The 3887-nt window shown below is 75.5% G+C and carries 3 protein-coding genes; all 3 read left to right on the forward strand.

What is annotated here, in order from left to right; all coding sequences use genetic code 11:
* Positions 1 to 663 (forward strand): HAD family hydrolase (locus E1287_RS42340; protein WP_243719824.1); only part of this gene is annotated, 663 nt, incomplete at its 5' end.
* A gap of 182 nt (positions 664 to 845) precedes the next feature.
* The gene (locus E1287_RS42345; protein WP_131971642.1) at positions 846 to 1049 is read left to right on the forward strand and encodes a PspC domain-containing protein; all 204 of its coding nucleotides are present in this window, start codon (positions 846 to 848) and stop codon (positions 1047 to 1049) included.
* A 178-nt stretch (positions 1050 to 1227) separates the two neighbouring features.
* Positions 1228 to 3887: hypothetical protein (locus E1287_RS42350; protein WP_131971644.1), on the forward strand; the 2660-nt coding region annotated here is incomplete at its 3' end.

The following is a 3887-nucleotide window of genomic DNA, read 5'->3' on the forward strand; positions in this document are numbered from 1 at the left end:
CCCCGGCCCCGGCCCGTCCAGGCCGTCTTCCTCGACATCGGCGAGACGCTGATCAACGAGGGCGAGATCTACGGGCGCTGGGCCGACTGGCTGGGCGTGCCGCGGCACACGTTCCTCGCCAAGCTGGGCGCGCTGCTCGCCACGGGCGGCACCCACATGGACCTGTTCGAGTACTTCCGGCCCGGCTTCGACCTGGACGAGGAGCAGCGCCGCCGCGTGGCGGCCGGCGTCCCCAACGGGTTCGGGCCCGACGACCTGTACCCGGACGCGCGGGCCTGCCTGTCCGGGCTCCGCGACCAGGGCCTCTACGTCGGGATCGCGGGCAACCAGCCGGTGGAGGCCGCGGAGCAGCTGGCCGCGCTCGGGCTGGACGCCGACGTCGTCGGGATCTCCGACGTGTGGGGCGTCCAGAAGCCGTCGCACGAATTCTTCGAGCGCTGCGCGCAGATCGCGGACGTGCTGCCCGACCGCGTCCTCTACGTCGGGGACCGCCTCGACAACGACGTCCGGCCCGCGATCGCGTTCGGAATGCAGGCCGCCTTTCTGAGGCGCGGCCCCTGGGGCCACATCCAGCAGGATGACGACCTACTGCGCGACTGCCTGTTCGTCCTGGACGACCTGGCCGCCCTCCCGAAACTCGTCTTCGACCACAACGCGGCCTGACCCCTAGCGACGCGGCCTGAGAGTGACCCCTAGGGGACGTCCCCTAATTCCGCAGTATGGCGCAGAACAGGACGAACGGGCGATGTGGTGTCGGCTGTCCGGTTCGTAGCGTGGAGAACGTGGCCGCGAAACCCGCGACCGCGTTCCGTTCACAGCTCGACGAATCGGGGAGAGAAGAACACATGAACGGCCTTTATCGTCCACGCCACGGCCGGGTCATCGCCGGTGTCTGCGCCGGGCTCGGGCGGCGGTTCGGGATGTCGCCCACGACCGTCCGGGTGCTGTTCCTGCTGTCGTGCCTGCTGCCTGGCCCGCAGTTCGTGGTCTACCTCGTCCTCTGGGTGATGATGCCGAACGAGGACCGCTACCTGGCCCGCACTCACTGATCACCGATAGCGCTTGGCCGGGCCCGCCCGGAGGTGTTAGATCGTGGCACCACCGTTCCCGTGGGAGGGAGGAGCCGCGGTGCCTGGTGAGGACGGCCGCCCGGGCCCGGGCCCATTCCCTGGAGGGGGGACGGCCCCGCGCACGCCCCCGCGACCGCCGTCCGGCGCGAGCGGGCCGGTGCCGGAAGGCGGCGAGGCCGCGCGCGAAGCCGAGCACGCGGCCCGCCTGCTGCGCTACCTGCGCGATCTGGCGCGGGCACGGCGCCGTCCCGCGCGGGACGTGACCGGCCACGACCAGGTCCACTGGCTGTGCGAGCTGCCCGGCGACGTCTACGTCGAGACGGACGCGGGGCCCGGCGACGTCCTGTTCAGCGTGCCGGTCATTCCGCTGACGCCCCCGGTCGTCCTGGACGAGTTCGACGGCTGGCTCGCGCTCCGCAACTGGTACCGGATCCTGCGCGAGCTGGCCGGGCGGGAGGCGGTGCTCGGCACGGGGTTGCTGACCTGGCGTCCGGCCGTCCGCGACCACCTGCTGAACACGCCCGTCCGCATCGTCGTGGACGACCGCACGGAACGGATCGACGTCGTCCTGGCCGGGCACACGACGCTGCGCGACCGGGAACTGCTGTCCGGCCACCCCGGCTACCGGCCCGCCGACTGGGTGTCGGACGCCGTGCAGGCCGGGCAGGGCTTCGGGTTGTCCGGCTCCGTCGGGGACGTCCTGCGCAAATGGTGCTCCGTCGCGATCTCCGGTCCCGCCGAGTATCGCGAGGACTGGACCCCGGACCCGGCCCCGGACGCAGTCCCCGGCGGAAGCCCCAGCGCAGTCCCCGGCGCGGGCCCCGGTGGGGGCGCGGCCTCGGCCGTTCCGCGGGTGCGGCTCGCTCCGGCGCTGGTCGTCCGCCCGCCGGGTCGCACAGCCGTCGCCGACTACCACTCCAAGCTGCTCGAACTCCTGCCCCGCGGCGTCCCGGACGGTCTCGTGCGGCTGGCGTCCCCGGCGAAGCGGCCGCACGTCATGCACGTGCCGGAACGCGCGCCGGACACCGTCCCCGACCTGCTCACCGGCCTGCTCGCCCGCGGCCACCGCGTCGTCGTCGCCACCTCGGGCGCCGCCGCGTCGGCCGCGCTGCGCGCCGCCCTCCCGCCCGGCCTCGCCGACCTCACGGTCACCGACCCGACGACGGCCGGACGGGTCGCCGACGCGATCCTCACCCGCGGCGTCCCCGACCTGGACGCGCTCGCCGCCGAAGAGAAGGCCGCGTCCGCCCAGGTCGCCGGGCTCCGCGACCGCCTGCGCGACGGCGTCGCCGAGGAGTCGGGCGAGGGCCGTCCCGACGACCGGCTCCGCGCCGAGGCCCCCGACCTCGCCTGGATGCCGCTCCTGCCCGACATGCCGCCCGGCCCGCCGATCTCCCGCTCCGAGGCCGCCGAACTCGTCGTCCTGCTGGCGGAGGAGACCCCCGAGCGCAAGGCCCGCACCGCGCAGCGGGACGTCGACCCCGGCGCGCTGCCCAGCGCCGCCTACGTCCGGACGCTGATCGAGGCCGAGTCCGCCGCGGCCGAACGCGCAGAACGCTCCAAGACCGACCTGTCCCGGCGGCTGCGGGACACCGACGTCACCCTCCTCGCCCGCCTCGACGGCAATGCCTCCGTCGTCGCCGCCGCCCTCCGCGACCTCGGCCTGGACGGTCACCCCGGCGGCTGGAACCCGGCCGACCTGGCCGTCGGCGCGTTCGGCGACGCCCTCGCGGGCCGCCGCCCGCTCATCTGGTCCCGGGTCGCGGAGATGACGGCCCGCGCCCAGTGGGCCGAACGCGCCCTCGGTGACCTGTACGGGCACCGCATCGACCTGCCCGCCGACGCCGACCTGCGCGGCCTCGCCGCGTCCGCCCACGACCTGCGCGCCTACCTCGCCGGCGGCGGCGCCCTCAAGCGCGGGCCCCTCCGCTCCGCCGCGCAGCGCCAGGCCGAGCCCCTCCTCGCCTCCGCGAGGGTGGACGGAGCCGCGCCCACCACGCCAGAGCTGCTCGACCTCGTCCACACCGACCTCATGGTGCGGATCACCTGCCGCGAGCTGCAGTACGTGTGGGAGGCCGCCGGGATCTCCTTCCCCGCCGACCTGCCGCCCGCCGAACGCGTCACCCGCTTCGTCCGCGCCCACGCGCGCCTCGCCCGCGTCCGGGACGCCATGCCCGCCGTGGACGAGACCAAGGCCCTCCTCGAACGCGCGGGCGTCGCCGTCCCGCTCGCCCACCCCCTCCAATGGCATGGCTACGTCGCCGCCCTCCGCAACGCGCTGGAGGGCCTCGGCGTCAACCGCGCCGCCGCCGACCTGGACGCCCTGCGCGACTCGATCGGCCCGGTCGAGAAGGGCGACCCGCCCGAACTCCGCGCCGCGCTCACCGCGGTCGGCGCCCGCGACGCCGCCGCCTACGGCCGCGCGCTCGGCGCCCTCGCCGAGGCCCGGCACGAGCGCGCCCTCCAGATCCGCTGCGAGGAGCTCATCGCCCGCGTCCGGGCCGTCCACCCCGACCTCGCCAACCTCATGATCGCCACCGACGGCGACGAGGAGTGGCACGCCCGCACCCGCCGCTGGGACGAGGCCTGGGCCTGGGCCCGCGCCGCCTCGCGCCGCCTCGCCGAGCAGACCGTCCCGGCGGAGGAACGGCTCCGCGCGGCGCTCGCCGAGGCCGAGGAGCGGCTGCGCGCCGTCCGCGCCGACCTCACGGCCGCCCACGCCTGGACGGCCGTGCGGAGGAGCCTTCCGTCCGCCCCGGCGATGCCGTCCGAGGTCGTCCCGGCGTGGATCCTGCCGTTGTGGCGCATCCCGGAGGC

Origin of the sequence: Actinomadura sp. KC06, from assembly GCF_004348735.1 — a bacterium.
Classification (GTDB): Bacteria; Actinomycetota; Actinomycetes; order Streptosporangiales; family Streptosporangiaceae; genus Spirillospora.

Excerpts from the sequence above, each read along its gene's own strand:
- E1287_RS42345 (WP_131971642.1), top strand. The coding sequence starts at position 846 with ATGAACGGCCTTTATCGTCCACGCCACGGCCGGGTCATCGCCGGTGTC.